The 18,689-nt window shown below is 58.3% G+C and carries 20 protein-coding genes, 1 tRNA gene and 2 pseudogenes; 14 read left to right on the top strand and 9 right to left on the bottom strand.

Features of this window, described 5'->3' with window-relative positions:
* Positions 1–97: 97 nt before the first annotated feature.
* From K419_RS0117755 to trxA, 4 genes are all read right to left on the bottom strand, one after another.
* Positions 98–1,156: an NAD(P)-dependent alcohol dehydrogenase gene (locus tag K419_RS0117755; RefSeq protein WP_026842751.1), complete on the bottom strand. Its 1,059-nt coding sequence runs from the start codon at positions 1,154–1,156 to the stop codon at positions 98–100.
* 34 nt (positions 1,157–1,190) lie between these two features.
* On the bottom strand, positions 1,191–2,198 hold the full coding sequence (locus K419_RS0117750) for an aldo/keto reductase (RefSeq protein ID WP_026842750.1): 1,008 nt from the start codon (positions 2,196–2,198) through the stop codon (positions 1,191–1,193).
* Positions 2,199–2,591: 393 nt separating this feature from the next.
* Entirely contained in the window at positions 2,592–3,116 is a 525-nt protein-coding gene (locus tag K419_RS0117745; protein ID WP_026842749.1) for a TlpA family protein disulfide reductase, read from the bottom strand.
* Between the two features lie 2 nt (positions 3,117–3,118).
* The gene (gene trxA / locus K419_RS0117740) at positions 3,119–3,448 is read right to left on the bottom strand and encodes a thioredoxin (protein ID WP_012528841.1); all 330 of its coding nucleotides are present in this window, start codon (positions 3,446–3,448) and stop codon (positions 3,119–3,121) included.
* Positions 3,449–3,683: 235 nt separating this feature from the next.
* Here trxA and K419_RS0117735 point away from each other — a divergent pair, with 235 nt between their 5' ends.
* The 6 genes from K419_RS0117735 (at position 3,684) to hemB (ending at position 10,440) form a co-directional block, all read left to right on the top strand.
* Entirely contained in the window at positions 3,684–4,358 is a 675-nt protein-coding gene (locus tag K419_RS0117735; RefSeq protein WP_026842748.1) for a precorrin-2 dehydrogenase/sirohydrochlorin ferrochelatase family protein, read from the top strand.
* Positions 4,355–5,170 (top strand): c-type cytochrome biogenesis protein CcsB, encoded by an 816-nt coding sequence (gene ccsB / locus K419_RS0117730; RefSeq protein ID WP_026842747.1) that lies wholly within the window; start codon positions 4,355–4,357, stop codon positions 5,168–5,170. Before K419_RS0117735 ends, ccsB begins: the two co-directional genes overlap by 4 nt.
* 60 nt (positions 5,171–5,230) lie before the next feature.
* Positions 5,231–6,535 (top strand): glutamyl-tRNA reductase, encoded by a 1,305-nt coding sequence (gene hemA, locus K419_RS0117725; protein ID WP_026842746.1) that lies wholly within the window; start codon positions 5,231–5,233, stop codon positions 6,533–6,535.
* A 63-nt stretch (positions 6,536–6,598) separates the two neighbouring features.
* Positions 6,599–7,555, top strand: a complete 957-nt coding sequence (gene hemC, locus K419_RS0117720; protein ID WP_026842745.1) for a hydroxymethylbilane synthase — start codon at positions 6,599–6,601, stop codon at positions 7,553–7,555.
* 244 nt (positions 7,556–7,799) lie between these two features.
* Positions 7,800–9,326 carry a uroporphyrinogen-III C-methyltransferase gene (gene cobA, locus K419_RS0117715; RefSeq protein WP_026842744.1) on the top strand — a complete coding sequence of 509 codons (1,527 nt, stop codon included), beginning with the start codon at positions 7,800–7,802 and terminating at the stop codon, positions 9,324–9,326.
* A 94-nt stretch (positions 9,327–9,420) separates the two neighbouring features.
* On the top strand, positions 9,421–10,440 hold the full coding sequence (hemB, locus tag K419_RS0117710) for a porphobilinogen synthase (protein WP_026842743.1): 1,020 nt from the start codon (positions 9,421–9,423) through the stop codon (positions 10,438–10,440).
* A gap of 216 nt (positions 10,441–10,656) precedes the next feature.
* On the opposite strand, the gene K419_RS0117705 is transcribed toward hemB, so the two are convergent.
* The gene (locus K419_RS0117705) at positions 10,657–10,989 is read right to left on the bottom strand and encodes a cupin domain-containing protein (protein ID WP_012528848.1); all 333 of its coding nucleotides are present in this window, start codon (positions 10,987–10,989) and stop codon (positions 10,657–10,659) included.
* Positions 10,990–11,091: 102 nt separating this feature from the next.
* On the opposite strand from K419_RS0117705, the gene K419_RS0117700 reads away from it, so the two are divergent.
* Positions 11,092–12,174, top strand: coding sequence for a ribonuclease Z (locus K419_RS0117700; protein ID WP_026842742.1), 1,083 nt, complete (start codon positions 11,092–11,094; stop codon positions 12,172–12,174).
* A 126-nt stretch (positions 12,175–12,300) separates the two neighbouring features.
* A complete protein-coding gene (locus K419_RS0117695; protein ID WP_026842741.1) occupies positions 12,301–12,669 on the top strand; it encodes a translation initiation factor Sui1 in 369 nt (122 codons plus the stop codon).
* Positions 12,670–12,676: 7 nt separating this feature from the next.
* Here the strand turns inward: K419_RS0117695 and K419_RS0117690 are convergent, their stop codons facing one another.
* On the bottom strand, positions 12,677–12,874 hold the full coding sequence (locus K419_RS0117690) for an RNA-binding S4 domain-containing protein (RefSeq protein WP_026842740.1): 198 nt from the start codon (positions 12,872–12,874) through the stop codon (positions 12,677–12,679).
* A gap of 95 nt (positions 12,875–12,969) precedes the next feature.
* Between K419_RS0117690 and K419_RS0117685 the strand changes: the two genes are divergently transcribed.
* From K419_RS0117685 to K419_RS23900, 3 genes are all read left to right on the top strand, one after another.
* Positions 12,970–13,533, top strand: a complete 564-nt coding sequence (locus K419_RS0117685; RefSeq protein ID WP_026842739.1) for an elongation factor P — start codon at positions 12,970–12,972, stop codon at positions 13,531–13,533.
* A 201-nt stretch (positions 13,534–13,734) separates the two neighbouring features.
* A tRNA-Phe gene (locus tag K419_RS0117680) sits at positions 13,735–13,810 on the top strand.
* A gap of 108 nt (positions 13,811–13,918) precedes the next feature.
* Positions 13,919–14,170: a hypothetical protein gene (locus K419_RS23900; RefSeq protein ID WP_051293092.1), complete on the top strand. Its 252-nt coding sequence runs from the start codon at positions 13,919–13,921 to the stop codon at positions 14,168–14,170.
* 69 nt (positions 14,171–14,239) lie between these two features.
* Here K419_RS23900 and K419_RS22855 read toward each other — a convergent pair whose 3' ends face one another.
* Together K419_RS22855 and K419_RS0117665 are read right to left on the bottom strand one after the other, a co-directional pair.
* A complete protein-coding gene (locus K419_RS22855) occupies positions 14,240–15,619 on the bottom strand; it encodes a sensor histidine kinase (protein ID WP_026842738.1) in 1,380 nt (459 codons plus the stop codon).
* Positions 15,616–16,329 (bottom strand): response regulator, encoded by a 714-nt coding sequence (locus tag K419_RS0117665; protein WP_026842737.1) that lies wholly within the window; start codon positions 16,327–16,329, stop codon positions 15,616–15,618. The genes K419_RS22855 and K419_RS0117665 overlap by 4 nt, the downstream gene beginning before the upstream one ends.
* Before the next feature lie 160 nt (positions 16,330–16,489).
* Here K419_RS0117665 and K419_RS0117660 point away from each other — a divergent pair, with 160 nt between their 5' ends.
* The 3 genes and pseudogenes from K419_RS0117660 to K419_RS23260 form a co-directional block, all read left to right on the top strand.
* Positions 16,490–16,927: a hypothetical protein gene (locus K419_RS0117660; RefSeq protein WP_156912236.1), complete on the top strand. Its 438-nt coding sequence runs from the start codon at positions 16,490–16,492 to the stop codon at positions 16,925–16,927.
* A gap of 33 nt (positions 16,928–16,960) precedes the next feature.
* Positions 16,961–17,371 (top strand): hypothetical protein, encoded by a 411-nt coding sequence (locus K419_RS0117655; RefSeq protein WP_026842735.1) that lies wholly within the window; start codon positions 16,961–16,963, stop codon positions 17,369–17,371.
* Between the two features lie 497 nt (positions 17,372–17,868).
* A pseudogene (locus K419_RS23260) lies at positions 17,869–18,123 on the top strand (IS3 family transposase); the annotation flags it as partial.
* 3 nt (positions 18,124–18,126) lie between these two features.
* Here K419_RS23260 and K419_RS0117650 read toward each other — a convergent pair.
* A pseudogene (locus tag K419_RS0117650) lies at positions 18,127–18,476 on the bottom strand (transposase); the annotation flags it as partial.
* Positions 18,477–18,689 lie beyond the last annotated feature (213 nt).

The following is an 18,689-nucleotide window of genomic DNA, read 5'->3' as shown; positions in this document are numbered from 1 at the left end:
GGGGGAGGGTCAGGGAGGGGGCAGCCTTCTGTTTGCCACAATAAAAGCCGCTGGACTCAAAATCCAGTGGCTTTTATTGCGGCTATAACCTGCGTCGTTATTCGCCTTTGAGCGAAGCCATGTCGATGGAGAAGCGGTACTTTACATCCGACTTGAGCAGCCGCTCGTAGGCCTCGTTTACCCTCTGGATCGGGATCACCTCTACGTCGCTGGTGATGTTGTGCGCGCCGCAGAAATCGAGCATCTCCTGGGTCTCCTTGATGCCGCCGATGATGGAGCCGGAGAGGCTGCGGCGACCGAACAAAAGAGCGAAGGCGGAGACGGCGAGAGGCGTCTCCGGCGCGCCCACGAGGGTGAGGTTGCCGTCGTGGCTGAGCATGCCCAGGTAGGCGTTGATGTCATGGTCGGCGGCTATGGTGTCGAGGATGAAATGGAAGCTCCCTGCATGTTTTTTCATTTCTTCGGCGTTAGTGGAGATGATCACCTCGTCCGCCCCCAGGCGCAACGCATCCTCTTTCTTACCGGGGGAGGTGGTGAAGACGACGACTCGGGCTCCGAAGGCGCGGGCGAACTTGACCCCCATGTGACCCAGGCCGCCCAGGCCGACGATGCCGACCTTTTTGCCTTTGATGTCCCCCCAGCGGTGTATCGGGGAATAGGTAGTAATTCCAGCGCAGAGCAAGGGCGCGACACCGGCGAGCTCCAAATTGCCGGGGACGTGCAGCACGAAGTGCTCGTCCACCACGATGCTCTCCGAGTAGCCGCCGTAGGTAACACCCCCAAGGTGTCTGTCGGGCGAGTTGTATGTCAATACCTGGTTCGGGCATAACTGCTCCAGATCCTCGTGGCAATGGGGGCAGCTCTGGTCCGAATCCACCAGGCAGCCAACCCCCGCCAGGTCGCCCGGCTTGAAATTGGTGACCGCGGATCCGACCTTGGTGACGCGTCCCACTATTTCATGCCCAGGTACGACGGGGTACACCGTGGGCATGACGCTGCTCCACTCGTTACGCACGGAGTGCAGGTCGGAGTGGCAGATGCCGCAAAAAAGGATCTCGATCTGCACGTCGCGCTCGGTTGGTTCGCGGCGGGATATGGTGGTGGAAGCCAGCGGCGAAGTGGCGCTGGCAGCGGAGTAGGCTTTGGCGTTGGGCATTTGATATTCCTCCTTTAGTGTCGTTTCCTGCGTGTTAACGGCCGGTCAATTCTTCCAGCCTTTCCGGGTAACGGGCACCCTCCACCTGGATCTTCGAAGCGGCGCTGCCGATTTCGGCTAAGTCGCCGGGGCTTAGTTCCAGCTTCACCGCGCCGATGTTCTCCTCCAGGCGCTCCAGTTTCGTGGTTCCCGGGATGGGAACGATCCACGGCTTCTGCGCCAAGAGCCAGGCTAAGGCAATCTGCGCCGGCGTTGCCTGCTTGCGCGCCGCGATCTGCCCGATGAGGTCGACCAGGGCCTGGTTTGCCTGCCTGGCCTCAGGCGTGAAGCGGGGGAGGGTGGTGCGGAAGTCGGTGCTGTCGAAGGTGGTGGAGGCGTCGATCTTTCCGGTCAGGAACCCCTTGCCGAGCGGGCTGTAAGGTACGAAACCGATCCCCAGCTCTTCGAGGGTCGGCAGCACTTCCTCTTCAGGGCGCCGCCACCAAAGCGAATACTCGCTCTGCAGGGCGGTCACCGGCTGAACGGCGTGAGCGCGGCGGATGGTCTGGACCCCGGCTTCGGAGAGGCCGAAATGCTTCACCTTTCCTTCCTGGATCAGCTCCTTCACCGCACCCGCTACCTCCTCGATCGGTACGTCGGGGTCGACGCGGTGCTGGTAGAAGAGGTCTATGGCATCGATCCTGAGGCGCTTGAGCGACGCCTCGGCGACCTCCTTGATGTGTTCCGGCCGGCTGTTCAAGGCCGGCGCCCCCTTCATCCCCCTGGGGTCCTTGCCGGGGTTGATGTCGAAGCCGAACTTGGTGGCGATCACCACCTTGTCGCGCAGGGGCGAGAGCGCCTCGCCGACCAGCTCCTCGTTGATGTACGGCCCGTACACCTCCGCCGTGTCGAAGAAGGTTATCCCCCGCTCCACCGCCGCATGGAGCAGCGCGATCATCTCCTGCTTGTCCTTGGGCGGCCCGTAAGAAAAACTCATTCCCATGCATCCCAGGCCAAGAGCTGAAACCTCCAGGCCGCTTTTCCCCAGTATTCGTTTTTGCATTCTATTCTCCTTTTGGGTTCGCTGAATGTCGAATCGTCCACACCTTGAGATCGTTCTGCCTGCATCTGCAAAATTTGCATCCGCCAATTGTACAGTACGAAAACATAATCACGAGTCTCAGAGTTTAGGGCAACCACCAATGACTTAGTGCCGGATGTGTAGCCCGTAGATATGACACCGATGGTACAGCCGAAGGAGCAAAGAGAGGTAGAACGATCCTGCGTCATTCTTGCCTGATGCTACAAGGAGCTGGGGAAAAGTATGTGAGGCGAGGAGGAAAAAGCGGAAGTGCGTTGAGCCTGTCCTGTAAACGCGCAAAAGCGGCATCCCCGCCGATGGCCCTGTGGCTATCAGGGCGGGAATGCCGCTTCCGTTTGAGTCTGGAAAGGTGTGTTACTCGGCGAGAAGCCTCTTGATGGTATCTTCCATCGCTTTCGCCGTCTGGTCGGAAAAGCCTTGGAACTTCTCGGCTACGAACCCTCTCTTGTTGATTACGTACACCGTCGGAATGGAGCGGAGCCCGTAGTCGGTCTGCATTTCCTCCCCTGCGATTGCCACCGGGTAGCTGATCCTCTTTTCACCGATGAAGGATCTTACCTCGCGGTCGCTCCCCTCATCCACGCTGACGCCCAGGACCTGCAACCCCTGCTTGCCGTACTTCTGCCTCAGCGCGTTCATGTGAGGGATCGACTCTTTACAGGGAATGCACCACGTGGCGAAGAAATCCATCACCAGCACGTATCCTTTGTAGTTGTTGAGCGTGATCGGTTGCCCGGAGGTTGTCACCAGCTTGATGGGAGGTGCCGCCTCCCCTTTTTGCAGGATGGCGGCTGCCGGCTGCGTGGATAGCAGCAGGCCTGCAAGCGCTAAGGGGATAATTTTTGCTGCAAACTTCTTAGACGGGATCTGCCTTTTCATTTTTAGAGCGCCTTCTTGATCAGGGCCTCCAGCTGTGCTTTGGGTATTGCGCCGACCACTTGGTCCACGACTTTACCGTCCTTCAGCAGGATGACCGTGGGGATGCCGCGCACCCCGTATTTTGCCGGAGTACCCGGGTTGTCGTCGACGTTTACCTTGCCTACTTTTATGCGTCCGTCGTATTCCGACGCTATGGTATCGATGAGGGGAGCGATCGCTTTGCAGGGGGCGCACCAGGTGGCCCAGAAGTCAACCAGCACCGGGATGTTGGACTGGAGTACTTCCTTCTCAAAGTTGTCGTCGGTAAAGGTGTGTACGTTTTCGCTGGCCATGAACCCTCTCCTTTAATAAAAAAAGTGATTCCTACTATAAATGAGCCGATGAAAAATGCAAGGGGTATCTTGTCGCGGGGTTAGGGGACATTAACGGGCCTTCCCAGCCCTCTTAACCAATGAAGAGGCGAAAAAACAGTGCGGTGAGCGATGCCTTTCCTGGTTCTCGTATTCAAGGTTGACAGTGGCGAGCCTTAAGGCCATATTGGCGAAAATTCTGAATCGGAGAGCCAACTTGCGCTACTACCCGATAAATGTAGACCTGCATGGCCAGAGCGTGCTGATCGTGGGGGGCGGAAAGGTCGCGGCCAGAAAGGCGAAGCGGCTTGTAGCCGCCGGTGCCCGTCTCACCGTGATCGCGCCCGTACTCGCTCCGGCGCTTGCGGAGCTTGCCGAGCAGGGGATGCTGCGGCACCTGGAAAGAGAGTATCGTCACGGCGACCTCGCCGGGGCAATGCTCGCCTTCGCCGCCACCGACGATCCGCAGTTGAACCGGGAGGTTGCAGCCGAGGCGAAGGAGCGCGGCATCCTGGCCGATGTGGTGGACGCTCCGGCTCAAGGCGCTTTCACCACCCCCGCCGTACTGGAACAGGGGGACCTTATGATCACCGTGTCTACAGGTGGTGCCAGCCCGGCGCTGTCACGGCAGATCGTAACCATGATCGAGCCCTTTTTCGGTCCTGAATATGCCGAAGCTGTATCGCTTTTAGGTACTGTCCGTGAAAAGCTATTGACTGAAAAGGTGGGGAACGCATACAATGACCCGGTTTTTGCCGAGCTGGCAGCGCTCAATCTTCCCGCGCTGATCAAAAACGGGCAGAGAGATGTAATAGACCAGATACTCCTGAAGCTCTCCGCTACCGGGGCTCGACCTGGCCCGGATGGGGCTGATAAAAAGGAACCGTCATGAATGCCTTGCTTTTCAACAGCACCCTGGTCATCTACGCAGTAGCCACCGTCATCTACCTGGCCTACCTGGTCAAGCCCAAGCAACCCCTCGGTCGCGCCGGTTTCTGGCTGACCGTGGCAGGCTTCGTTGTGCATTTAGGCTTCACGCTGAACCGCTTCCTCGAAGCGGGGCACACCCCGATCACCAACCTCCACGAATCGCTTTCCTTCTTCAGCATGGCCACGGTCGGCATCTTCATTATGTTCGAGAGGCGCTACAAGGCGTCCATCCTCGGCTCGTTCGTCATGCCGCTGGCGCTTTTGATCCTGGCGATCTCGGCGACCTTCTCGGCCGTCATCCCGCCGCTCAACCCCGCGCTCAAAAGCAAGTGGCTCGCCATCCATACCATCATGGCATTCCTGGGGTACGCGGCCTTCGCCATCTCCTTCGGCGTCAGCGTCATGTACCTGATCCAGTCGCACTTCCTGAAGAAGCGCCGGCTCGGGCCGATGTTCCAGAAGCTGCCGCCGCTCGACATGTTGGACGATATCAGCTACCGCTGCCTTACCTTCGGGTTTCCGCTGCTGACCTTCGCCATCATCTCCGGCGCCATCTGGGCCGAAACCGCGTGGGGCACCTACTGGAGCTGGGATCCCAAGGAAACCTGGTCGCTCATCACCTGGTTCATCTACGCGGCGCTTCTCCACGGCCGACTCACTACCGGCTGGCGCGGCAGGAAAGCTGCCATGCTTTCCATTTTCGGTTTTGTCATCATGCTCTTCACCTTCCTCGGCGTAAATCTTCTCCTGTCGGGGCTGCACAGCTACAAGTAAGGGCAACAAGAGGCGGCAACCGCTTTTCGGTTGTGATTCTCAGGAAGAGGCAGGATTGTTATGAATATTATTGTGGTTGGGCTGTCGCACAAAACTGCCGCAGTTGAAATAAGGGAAAAAGTAGCCTTCGCCCCGACCCAGATGGAAAAACCGCTCCAGGCCGTCGTGGCGCTTCCCGACATCACCGAAGCGGTCATCGTCTCCACCTGCAACAGGGTCGAGATCTACGCCACCACGCGCGACGTCGCGGGGGGGATGGCGAGGATCAAGCGCTTCCTGGCGGATTACCACAACGTCCCCTTGGAGTTATTGGAGAAGCACCTCTACAGCTATCACGGCGAAGACGCCACCCGTCACGTCTTCCGGGTCGCCTCCAGCCTCGATTCCATGGTGGTCGGCGAGCCACAGATCCTCGGGCAGATCAAGACCTCCTACGGTTACGCCGCCGAGTTCAAGAGTTCCGGCATCATCCTGAACCGCTTCCTGCACAAGGCCTTCTCCGTTGCCAAGAGGGTCCGCACCGAGACCAAGATCGCCTCCTCCGCAGTATCGGTCGCCTTCGCCGCGGTCGAACTGGCCAAGAAGATCTTCGGGGAACTCTCCGACAAGACCGTCCTTCTGATCGGCGCCGGCGAGATGTGCGAGCTTGCCGCCAAGCACTTCATCAACACCGGCGTGCGCGGCGTCATGGTCACCAACCGCACCTACGAGCGCGCCGAAAAGCTGGCCGAGGAATTCGACGCGAAGCCGGTTCATTTCGAGGCGTTGATGGAGACCCTTCCCAAGGCCGACATCATCCTCTCCTCCACCGGCGCGCCGCACTTCATCATCCACGAAAAGGATATGGAGGAAGTGCTGCGCCGCCGCAAGCACAAGCCCATGTTCTTCATCGACATCGCCGTGCCGCGCGACATCGACCCCAAGGTCAACAACGTGGAGAACTGTTATCTCTACACCGTCGACGATCTGAACGGTGTCGTCGCCACCAACCTGGAACAGCGCAAGGTCGAGGCGGCCAAGGCCGAGGCGATCGTCGAGCAGGAGATCGGGCAGTTCTTCAAATGGCTCTCCTCGCTGGAGGTCACCCCGACCATCGTGGCGCTCAGGACCCACTTCGACGAGATCCGCAAGGCTGAGCTCTCCAAGACCATATCCGGGTGGAAGGACCTTCCCCCCGGCGCCGAGAAGAAGCTCGACGCGCTCACCAATGCCATCATGAACAAGCTGTTGCACCAGCCCACCAGCGTGCTGAAGAGGATCGACCAGGGAAACCGCAACGACCTCTACGTCGACGCGCTGAGAAACCTCTTCGATCTGGAGGTCGCGGGCGATTCGCAGGACAACATGATGGAACTGGAAGACTAAAAAACGGGTGCCGGACTTAGCCCCTAGTCCCTAGCCCTTCGATTCAACTAAAAGGAGAAGTACATGGCGCTGAAAGAGCTGAGAATAGGTACCCGCGCGAGCCAGCTCGCACTCTGGCAGGCAAACTGGGTCAAATCCGAGCTGGAAAAACGCTACCCGGACATGACCGTCACCCTCACCAAGATCAAGACCATCGGGGACAAGATCCTCGACGTGCCCCTGGCTCAGGTGGGCGGCAAGGGCCTGTTCGTGAAGGAGATCGAGGAGGCGATGCTGCGCGGCGAGATCGACATCGCGGTGCACAGCATGAAGGACGTGCCGACCGAATTCCCCGAGGGTCTGGGCCTTTACTGCATCACCGAGCGCGAAGATCCGCGCGATGCGGTCATCTCCAACGGCGTCAAGTTCGCCGACCTGCCGCAGGGCGCGCGTATCGGCACCTCTGCGCTCAGGCGTCAGGCGCAGCTCCTCAAGGTGCGTCCCGACCTCGAGATGGTCATCATCCGCGGCAACGTGCAGACACGCATGGACAAGCTTAAGACCGAAGGGCTCGACGCCGTCATCCTCGCCGCGGCCGGCCTGAACCGCCTGGGCTTTGCCGATCAGATCACCGAGCTGCTCCCGACCGATCTCTCACTCCCCGCCATCGGCCAGGGCGCGCTGGGCATCGAGTGCAACCTCTCCAACCAGGATGTGAAGGACGCCATCTCCTTCTTCAACTCTCCGGACACCAGCCGCGCCGTCCGTGCCGAGCGCGCCCTTTTGTGGCGCTGCGAGGGTGGCTGCCAGGTTCCCATCGCCGCCTTCGGCGAAGTGACCGGCGACCAGCTGAAGCTGACCGGTTTCATCGCCTCCGTCGACGGCAAGGTTTCCGTCAAGGGAGTCGTGACCGGTCCCGCCGACGACTGCGAGAAGCTGGGCGTGAAGCTCGCCGAGCAGCTCCTCTCCGAAGGTGGCCACGCCATCCTCGCCGAGGTATACCAGCGTGAAGTCTCCAGGGAGAAGGAAATCCCGGTATAACCAAAACCTCAAAAGCACTCACCACAGAGGACACAGAGGTACACAGAGGAAAATCTGAGTAACGACAAAGGCTTTTCGGGGTAACCCCCAAGTCTTTGTCTTTCTCTGTGACCTCCGTGATCCTCTGTGACCTCTGTGGTAAAGCTTTGGATTTGTTTTTTGAAATGCAGTTTTTCTGAGTTAAAGGCTAATGGATTCCCCTTAGCCTTTTGCCTTTTGGTGTGGTGTCGCTATGAGCGCTGATATGAAGAACGGATATGTCTATCTGATCGGTGCGGGTCCTGGAGACCCGGGCCTGATCACGGTGAAAGGACGCGATTGCCTGGCCAAGGCCCAGGTGGTGATGTACGACTACCTTGCGAACGAGGAACTGCTGCGCCTTGCCCCGAAGGGGGCTGAGCTCATCTATGCCGGAAAGGTCGGCGGCGAGCACAACCGGGAGCAGAGCCAGATCAACGAACTCCTGGTACAGAAGGCGCTCTCGGGCAAGATCGTGGCGAGACTCAAGGGGGGCGATTCCTTCATCTTCGGACGCGGCGGCGAAGAATGCGAGGCGCTTGTCGAGGCCGGCATCCCCTTCGAGATCGTCCCCGGCATTACCGCCGCGGTCGGCGCCACCAGCTATGCGGGCATCCCGCTTACCCATCGCGGTGTGACCACCTCCGTCGCCTTCGTCACCGGGCACGAGAAGAAAGGAAAGGCCAGCTCCGAAATCGATTGGGAAGGTCTCTCCCTGGGAAGCGGCACCGTCGTCTTCTACATGGGCGTCACCAACCTGCCGCACATAGCCCGCAGCATGATGGAGCACGGCCGCGCGCCGCAGACCCCGGTGGCGCTGATCCGCTGGGGCACCCGCCCCGAGCAGGAGGTGCTGGTCGGAACGTTGGCGGACATCGCAGAAAAGGCGAGGGCTGCCGAGTTCAAGGCGCCCGCCATCACCGTAGTCGGCGAAGTGGTCAACCTCAGGGAAACCCTGCGCTGGTTCGACAACCGCCCGCTCTTCGGGCGCTCGGTCCTGGTGACCCGCGGCGCCGACCAGGCGGGCGAGTTCACCTCCAAGCTGGAGCAGCTTGGCGCCAGGGCCTACTGCTGCCCGACCATCGAAATCACCCCGCCGGCCGAACATACGGCACTCGACGAGGCAATCGAGGGGCTGGACAGTTTCAACTGGGTCATCTTCACCTCCTACAACGCCGTGAAGTACTTCTTCGCCAGACTCTCCGAGCACAACCTCGACACCCGTGCCCTCGGCCGCTGCCGCGTCTGCGCCGTCGGGCCCAAGACCGCCGCGGCGCTGGCTCATTACGGCATCCGCGCCGACCTGATCCCTTCCGATTACAAGGCCGAGGGGGTCGTCGAAGTCTTTTCCGAGATGGACATGGCAGGGCAATGGGTGCTTTTCCCCAAAGGCGACCGTGCCCGTGAAGTCATCACCGAGGAGTTGGGACGGATGGGAGCGCAGGTCATCGCACCTGTCGCCTATGCGAACCACACCCCTGACGATATCCCCGCCGAGGCGCTTGCCGCCCTCGAGGACGGTCGCATCGACTGCGCCACCTTCACCTCCTCCTCCACCGTGCAGAACTTGGCCGCCATCCTGGGCGAGAACCGGTTCCTGCATCTGATGCAAGGGGTAAAGGTCGCCTCCATCGGCCCCATCACCTCCAAGACCTGCCGGGACTTGGGACTCGAGGTGCACATGGAGCCCGCCGAGTACACCCTCGACGCGTTGGCTGCGGAGATGATTGAATATTTTCGCCTCCCTCTTTAGCCTCATCCGGTGGCCGAAAGTCCCCTCGCCCTCTGGGAGAGGGACAGGGTGAGGGAAGGTTTTAAAGGCAACAACAGACAAAAAGGAGAGATCAATGTTCTACCCACTGTACAGAGCGAGAAGGATCCGGGGCAAAGAAGTCTTCAGAAACATGGTCAGGGAGACCTCGCTTTCCGCCAATGACCTCATATACCCGATGTTTTCCGCCTTCGGCAAAGGGATCAAGAAAGAGATCTCCTCCATGCCCGGCATCTATCAGCAGTCCATCGAGAACATCGTCGAAGAGGCCCAGGAAGTTTACGAGCTGGGCGTTCCCGCCGTCATCCTTTTCGGCATCCCCGAGCAGAAGGACGCCATGGGTAGCGACGCCTACTCCGACACCGGTATCATCCAGGAGACCATCCGCGCCATCAAGAAATCCGTACCCAAGCTGGCCGTCATTACCGACGTTTGCATGTGCGAGTACACCGATCACGGCCATTGCGGCGTGATCAAAAACGGCGACGTCGACAACGACGAGACCCTGGAGCTGCTTGCCAAGGAAGCCCTTTCCCATGCCAAGGCCGGTGCCGATATGGTCGCACCCTCCGACATGATGGACGGGCGCGTCGCCGCCATCCGCGAGTCTTTGGACAACAACGGCTTCAACCAGATCCCGCTGATGAGCTACGCCGTCAAGTACGCTTCCGGGTACTACGGTCCGTTCAGGGAAGCCGCCGAGTCCACGCCGCAGTTCGGCGACCGTCGTTCCTACCAGATGGATCCGGCTAACCGGCTCGAAGCCATCCGCGAAGCACGCATGGACGTCGAAGAAGGCGCCGACATCCTCATGGTGAAACCCGGCCTTCCCTACCTCGACATCGTGCGCGAGGTGAGGAACGAGTTCAACCTCCCGACCGCCGTGTACAACGTCTCCGGCGAGTACAGCATGATCAAGGCCGCCGCCAAGATGGGTTGGATCGACGAAGACCGCGTCATCATGGAGACCATGATGTCCTTCAAGCGTGCCGGTGCCGACCTGATCCTCACCTATCACTCCAAAGAAGTAGCCAAGCTTTTGAGGAAAGGGTACGAAGCGGACATCAGCGACCGCTGCGGCTGCGGCTGCAGGTAGGCAAGGCTTAAAGCTCACCACAGAGGTCACAGCGGTTCACAGAGGACCCAGAGGAAAAAGCTTGAAATAAAAGGGGCGCAGAACTCATAAAGAGAGATCTGCGCCCCTTGCTTTTGCGAGTAGTGCTTTTTAGAAGTTCCCCAAAGGTCTTTTTCTCTGTGTCCGCCCTGGCTTTTCCTCAGTGCCCTCTGTGTTCCGGGGTGAGGGGTTCAGGTTTTAAGCCCTGATCATCACCAGCAGCATCTTGAACGGCTTCACCGCCCGCAGCGAATGCGGCTTATTCGCCGGCATGATGATAATCTCTCCCGCCGCGACATTGTGAGCGGTGCCGTCTATATTGATCTCCGCCTCCCCATCCAGCACCTGCACGAAAGCGTCATAAGGGGCGGTATGCTCACTCAGCCCCTCACCTGCGTCAAAGGCGAAGGCCGTGATAGTTCCCACCGGCTTGTCTATGACCGTCCTGCTCACTACCGCGCCATCCTGATAGCCAGCCAGGTTCACCAGATTCAGCTTCTCTCCAAGAGCCACACCTTTTTTCTCAGCCATATCCATTCTCCTCTCACATAGGTTTCGTTCTTGATAGGAACTGTAACCCGATCAGACAGTGATGCAATTGATGCAGGTCAATCTAATGGTAAAATTCTGCGCATGCCCAAACCTTTTCGCTACCTGGAACCCACCTTTTTTGCCGGTCTCTTTGATGATCCGCTGCTTTTGGTTCGCGTGCGCCCTACCGGCCGCGCCCTGCTCTTCGACTGCGGCAAGATGCACCACTTAGCCAAAAGAGTCTACACCTCCATCGACGCCATATTCATCAGCCACGCCCACATGGATCATTTCATGGGGATGGACAGTGTTATCCGCCACAGCCACGCATCTCCCCGCACTATCGACGTCTTCGGTCCTCCGGGTCTTGCGGCTCGCATGGGTCACAAGTTCTCCTGCTACGATTGGAACCTCGCCGACACCTTCTGGGGCAACTTCAGGGTAAGCGAGATAGACGACGGCCGGATCAGCAGCACGCTTTTTAGCGGCCCCGACGCCTTTGCCGCCAGCAGGGAAGGGGAGCGCTCCGGCGTCCTTTACAGCAACAGGCACCTCACCGTGACCAGCGCGCAGTGCGAGCACAGGATACCCGTTGTCGCCTACAAGGTGGAAGAAGGCGCCGCCTTCGTGATCGATGACGAACGGATGGCGGAAGCAGGAGTCAGAAAAGGCGCCTGGCTGAAGGATCTGGAAAAGCTCTTTCACGATGGGGAAATGGAGGGGAACCCGGTGAGGCATCTCTGTGTCAGCGGAGAAGAAGTGGAAGAACGACTGGAACCCGATGCCGCGGCACTGTATCAGCGGATCAGGAAGTTCGAGGAACCAGCGAGCATCGGCTATGTCACCGACATCGGGTACTCAGAGGAAAACATGGCGAGCCTGGAAGGATTGGTAAAGGGAGTGACGCTTCTTGTCTGTGAGTGCGCTTTTCTCGCCTCCGAGCAAACCAAGGCACGGCTTTCAAGGCACATGAGCACCGCCGATTTCAACATGATGCTGGACCGGCTGCGCCCCAAGTACGTGTTGCCGATGCACTTCTCCAAGACCTATCAGCGGGGAAGCGAGCCTCTGTACCGGGAGATAGAGCCGCCGGCTGGGGTGACCGTGCTGAAGATTCCCGATCGCCTGACCCCCCGCCCGATCATGGAAAGCGAAGTGCCGAGGCCGGTGGAACTAAAAAGCTGATTCACGCAAAGCCGCAAAGGCGCAAAGAGAAACTTCTGGTTTGCTTTGCGCCTTTGCGGCTTTGCGTGAGACGCTTTGGTTTTCTTATCTTGTCACCTCTGCGACTTTTCTGCTACAAAAGCCCCTATGAAAAAGACCAGCTCCAACAACGACGCCCCCGTAGTCTACTCCTCCGAATTCGGCCGCATGTGCCCCGGTTGCGGCAAGCCCCTCAAGGACTGCGTCTGCCGCAAGAACGCCTCACCCCCCGCAGGCGACGGAGTGGTGCGGTTGCGGCGGGAAACAAAAGGGAGAGGCGGCAAGACGGTCATCGTCATTACCGGCCTCCCCCTCGATGCAGACAAACTCACCGCCCTTGCCGGCGAGCTCAAGCGCCGCTGCGGCTGCGGCGGTACCGCCAGAGACGGCGTAATCGAGATCCAGGGCGATCACGCCGACGTCCTTTTAGCCGAACTCGCCAAGCGCGGCTACAAGGCCAAGCGCGCCGGCGGCTAGCATGATGCTATTCCACCAGGAACGTCTTTTTCTCCAGTTGAACCTTGTCGCCGGGACGCAGCTTCCTGCCGCGGCGCAGTTCCACCTCGCCGTTCACCGACACCATTCCCTCAGAGATGATGATCTTCGCCTCGCCGCCTGAACAGACAGCGTCCACAGCTTTGAGGAAGCTGTCCAGTTTGATGAATTCAGTATCTATCTTCACAAATCCTCCATTCTTTGTAGCCGCCACCTATATGGCGCGGTTGAACTTATCACAGAATTCTGCTAAAAAGGGACATTTCGTAAAGGAGAACCTGCATGTATACCACTAATGATTTCAAGAAGGGCCTCGTTATCCAGTTGGACGGCGCTCCCTGCGTGTTAGTAGACGTAAGCTTCCAGTCCCCGTCCGCCCGCGGCGCCAACACCATGGTTAAGACCAAGTACCGCAACCTGATCACCTCCCAGGTGCTGGAGAAGACCTTCCGTTCCGGCGACAAGGTAGACGAAGCCGACTTCGAGCGCCACAAGGGGCAGTTCCTTTATGCCGACGGCGGCCGCGGCGTCTTCATGGATCTGGAGACCTACGAGCAGTTCGAGATGGAAGAAGACAACTTCAGCGCCATAGCCCCCTTCCTGTTGGACGGTACCGAAGTACAGCTCGGCATCTTCCAGGAGCGCATGGTCAACGTCGATCTCCCCATGACCGTCGAGCTGGTAGTCACCGAGACCGCCCCCGCGATGAAAAACGCCACCGCCACCGCCCAGACCAAAGAAGCAGTCCTCGAGACTGGCCTGCGTCTGCAGGTGCCGCCCTATCTCGAAAGTGGCGAGAAGGTTAAAGTGGACACCCGCGACGGCCGTTTCATCTCCCGCGCGTAATCAGGGAAAAGCAGCACCGAAAGCAGAAGCCTCAGCCTGAAGCAGAACATTGCTCTTTAGCCATAGTCCGTGGCCAGACGTCCCCTCGCCCAGCGGGAGAGGGACAGGGTGAGGGAAGGTCTTTCGGATGTATGAACAGTCAGAAAAATTAAAAAAAGAAGTTGACTCATCCGGATTATTCAAGTATAAAGTTGGTCTCTTGCCCAGATAGCTCAGTCGGTAGAGCAGAGGATTGAAAATCCTCGTGTCGGCGGTTCGATTCCGTCTCTGGGCACCACTAAAAAACTAAGAGGTCAGCTATTAAATAGCTGGCCTCTTTTTTTATTTCATTCTTTTCTCTCAGTTGAAGTAGCAGTTCCTGTCAGCTTCGACTGGAGGATGCGACATGTATCTCAACACCGATCATTTTACTCGCCACATTGTGACCCTCGAAAGCTCCCTCACCCTTCTTAATCGTTCCGAGCCCGAAAGCATCGACTACGAGATATTCCGTAATACCGTAGTGAAAGGTTTCGTGTTGACCCTTGAAACCGGCGGGAAGCTCCTGCGCAAGGCGCTGGCGCAGATTCCTGAGGCTTTTCGGCAAGAGATTGTGCGAGGCGGGACGGTGCTGGTACGAGAGGGAAGGAATAGATGACATAGTCGCGACAGAAACCTCCGCATCATCTCTGACAACTACGCCGTGGTGGAGGAGTTGGTTCTTTGCCTATAGGGTAACCCGGACCTGAAATCCGTGCCTTACGTTCTTTGCGGCGATAGCGCCGTGGTGCAATGTGACGATCTTTTTGGTGATGGCAAGGCCTAGGCCGGTTCCCTCAGTCCGGGAGTGCTTGCCGCGGTAGAAGGGGGTGAAGATCAGGTCCAGCTCTTCCGGGGCAACGGGGGGATGACAGTTGGTTATCTCCGTCACCAGCCCGGCGTCTTCCCGCCGCATTGCCACCTCGACTTTGCCGCCTTCGGCTGTGTGGCGCACGGCGTTTTCCAAGAGATTCTTGAAGGCAGCTCGCAACATCTCTTCGTCTCCGGTCACCTTCTCATCCTCAAGAAGACTTATATCGATGCTGATGCTCTTGCTCTTCGCCAGCGGTCCGAGCGTCTTGACCAGGCCGGCTATCACCTCCGCCGGAGCGACCTGCTCGTTTAGCGGCAGGGGCTCATGCAGGTCCAGCTTGCTGAACTGCAGAATGCGGCCGATCATGGCATCGGCTTCCTCGATGTCCTCCCAGATGGCTTCCAGCATCTCCTCGGCTTCCAGCTTATTTCTCTTCTCCACCGCTTCCTTTAGGCATTCTCCCGCCACTCGAATCCTGGCAAGCGGGCTGCGCATCTCGTGGGAGACGTTCGCCGTCAGTTCCTTCCCTCCCCGCACCATCCGCTCCACTGTCTCGGCCATGGTGTTGAACGCCATGGCAAGCCTCCCGATCTCATTTATTTCCGTGATGTCCGCACGTGCAGAGAGGTCGCCTCCGGCGATACGGAGGGCGGAGTTCTCGAGGCGGTTCAGAGGCCGCGTGATGCGCAGAGTCAGCGGCACGGCGAGGATGGCTATCAGGATGCCGATGACTGCCAGTCCCGCGGCAAAAGCGACATGCGGGAATCCGTCCCCGACACGCTGGGGGACGATATGGAGCAGCAATGGGCTCGAAAACGCGGGCATGGCAACGGGCACTGTCGCGTACCAGTCCATGCCTTTTTCTACCTTGAGCGCGATGGTCACTCCATCATGCTGCCACGTCTTTCCAGGCCTGCCTGCAGCCGACGGAATTTCTTCCGCAGAGGATGTGGCGACGGGCTTGCGGTCGGGGGTGGTAATCCATATTCTGGCATGGGCGCTGGCGGCCAGGTTGCGGACGGCCCGCTCAAGCGCGTCGGCTGGAGCGGCTCCATTGGCCACGTCTGCAGCAACAGAGGCGCTGATGAAATCGCGGTCCACTGCAGCGCTCTGTCCCACGGATCTGATGAGATATTGACGATGGCTGCCGCCGACGACCGTAATGAAGAGAGCGAAAATCAACGCCTCGGTGACGACGAGGGCGAAAATCCAGTGCAGGAGGATTTTGAGGTAAAGGCTGCGGCTGCGCATCATGCTCCCACCTCGAACATGTACCCGGAGCCCCAGATGGTTTTGATGCAGCGCTTTCCGCCGGATAAAAGTTCCGTCTTGACCCGTAATTTGCTGATATGCACGTCAATGCTCCTGTCGAACGGACCGAAGTCCTTCCCTCTGGCGTAATTGAGCAGTTCGTCCCTGCTGAGCACCATCCCCGGATGCATCATCAGGGCCTCCAGCAACCTGTACTCAGTTGCTGACAGCTCCACCTCTTCCTTCCCGACGGCGATACTGCGCCGTTTTCTGTGCAGCACCCAGCAGCTCACCGTGAGATCGTCCGCCGCAGCGCCGGCCTCCGGGCGAACAGGGGGAACTGAACGGCGCAGCACGGCGTTGATCCGGGCCAGAAGCTCGCGCGGGTTGAACGGTTTGGGAAGATAATCGTCGGCCCCGAGCTCCAACCCGGTTATGCGGTCCTCGTCGTCTCCCTTTGCGGTAAGCATAATAACGGGCACCGCGCTGTCGTTTCGGATCCTGCGGAGTATGGACAGGCCGTTTTCGCCCGGGAGCATGATGTCCAGGATAACGGCTGCCGGCTCGTCCTCCTGAACGGCCGCAACGACCTCGGAACCGTCCTGGAACTCCTGGACGGCGAAGCCCTGGTCGCGGAGGAACTTGGCCACCAGCCTGCGCAGCTTCCGGTCGTCATCCACCAGAAAAATTACCCTTTGTTTCCCGTCCGTCACGGTTCCCCCCTCATCAATCACGAGAGCATGGTATCAGCATACAAGGTAAGGTTTGCTGTTTTTTACCCTTTTTTTACATCTGCCACACACTTTTTTTACATCACTTCCGTACCTTCCCGACTATGGCAAGTCAGACGACAACGAACAGGGGGCGCACGGAATGAGGACTTCATTTAAAGTAGTGGTAGCGGGCATGGCGGCTGTTGTATCTTTAGGGATGATTTCTGGGTGCAAGGGGCACCATGGCCAAGGGCACGACCCGAAGAAATTGAAGGAGCACGTCGACTCGTGCCTGAAAAAGGTGGGGGCGACGGAGGAGCAGCGGCAGAAGATAGCGGGGATTACCGACCGCATCATCGCGGAAGGCAGCGAGATCTGCAAGAACAACAAGGGGCTGGGCAAGAAGTTTGTGGATTGCCTACTGCTGGATAAGCCGAATAAGGAGTGGCTGCACCAGACCGTGGATGAAAAAGCAAAGGAGCTGACCGCCTTCGCTCACCGTACGGTCGACAGCCTCATCGAGGTAAGCGGAAACCTGACGTCGGAGCAACGCGCCCAACTGAAGGAAAAGTGCGAGAAAGCACACGGCAGCAACTAAAACGAACAACAGAGATAAAAGGAGCAAGGCAATATGAGTAACGTCGAAATCAGCGAGGAGATCCGCAAGAACTTTCATCTTTTCTGGGACAACTTCCCCTTCCCGGTCATGCTGGTGTACAAGGACAGGACAATCATCGAAGCGAACAAGGCAGGCCAGGCGATCGGTTGCCCGGTAGGGACCAGGTGCAGCGACATCGGCGAGAAGAAGTTCCACGCAGGCTGCAAGGCCAACAAGGCGCTTCGCGAGCAGGCAGGGATCCGAGAAGTAGCCTACGTCGATTTCATGGGCCAGGTCCTGGACAGCTACTGGGTACCGCTGGCCGGTTCCGAGGACGTCTACCTTCATTTCAGCATCGACATCACGGAATACGCCGCAGACCGTCTACTCCCGAAGAAGCAGGAACAGTCCGGCTGCGACTGCGGCTGCGAGTGCTCCAATTAATTCGTGAAGGGCTCTCTCCTGTCAAAGGGGGATGATGCAAGCAAGGCCGGGTGATTCCTAGTGGATCAGCGGGCCTTTTCATTGAAGATGGGTCTTGAAGGAGACGCCTAAGGTGGTATAGGTCCGCGGGGAAACTTCCAGGCCAGCAGGTCCTTTTCCTCTTCGTACTGAATCAATGAAATGCTTTGGGCTGCAGCAGGCGATGGAAAAGGAACAACACTGACGCTGCAGCTATGATTTTTTTGTCACCCGGTTTTTCCATCTGTTTCTTCTCCGTCTCATCGTCCAACGGTAGTGAGGGTCTGCTGTGTAGCGAAGCGAAAACAGCAGCACCCGAATGTTAGGCCCTCACGGTTTATAACGTCCTATCTCCCTGTCACTCAGAGGCCCGATAATTGTCCGCGTCACAGTTTCCGGGTATTCGGCTCGTACCGACTCTCTTTCCCTAGTTGAAGTGTTTATGCGGTACAAAGGCGGCAGAACCCAACTTATGAACGGGAGCACCGATGATAACTTTGGACCTCAAAGAGGAGGGCCAGAGTTTTAACCGCAAGACCGTTGCTGCGGGCATGCAACGCCAAGGGTTACGCGCGAAGGCAGCAAAGAAGTTCAAGGCCACCGCTTACTCCAACCACGGGTTGCCATTGGCTCCAAACGTTCTCCAGCAGGACTTTACTGCAGCTATGCCCAACCAGAAATGGGTCGGTAATATCACGTATCTGTGGACAGCGGAAGGCTGGCTCTACCTTGCTGCCGCGGCACATGGTAATTATCCTAAAGATGCCGGTGTGTTGCTGGATGAAGGCGTACTTCACTTCTGGTTTTTGGCGAAGTACGCCGCTACCTTTTTTAGTATCGCAAGCTCCTCGGCTTGTTCTGCCAACTGGCGCTTGAGGCGGGCATTCTCAACTGCGAGCTGTTGCTCGGATTCTCCCTGCTTCTGCTGCGCGTTAGTTTTGCTGCGCCAGGTGTAGAGCATGTTCTCATTGACGCCAAGCTGTTTGGCGGCCCCTGACACACCTACACGTTGGGCCAACGCCAACGCTTCATCTTTGAATTGCTGAGAATGTCTCTGGCCGTTTACCTGTGGTTCCGGCTTTTTCATAGATCGCTTCTGTCGCGTGGTTTACACGCTTAACAGGGTGTCTGTCAATACTGGGCAAGATCAGATCTTTAGTTTTCTATATCTCCAGCCGATATGCTAGCAAGAGTGGCAACTCCCTGCCCCCGGCGCGTGTCAAGCTAGTTGTCGCCTGACCTATGCAGCGTTGACAGTTTTATTTTCTTCTTCGAGGACGACTTTGGTCACTACTGCCTC

The organism is Citrifermentans bremense R1 (assembly GCF_000426865.1).
Lineage (GTDB): Bacteria > Desulfobacterota > Desulfuromonadia > Geobacterales > Geobacteraceae > Geomonas > Geomonas bremensis.
The sequence above is the reverse complement of the archived record's forward strand: the minus strand, read 5'-3'. Positions and strand labels throughout refer to the sequence as shown.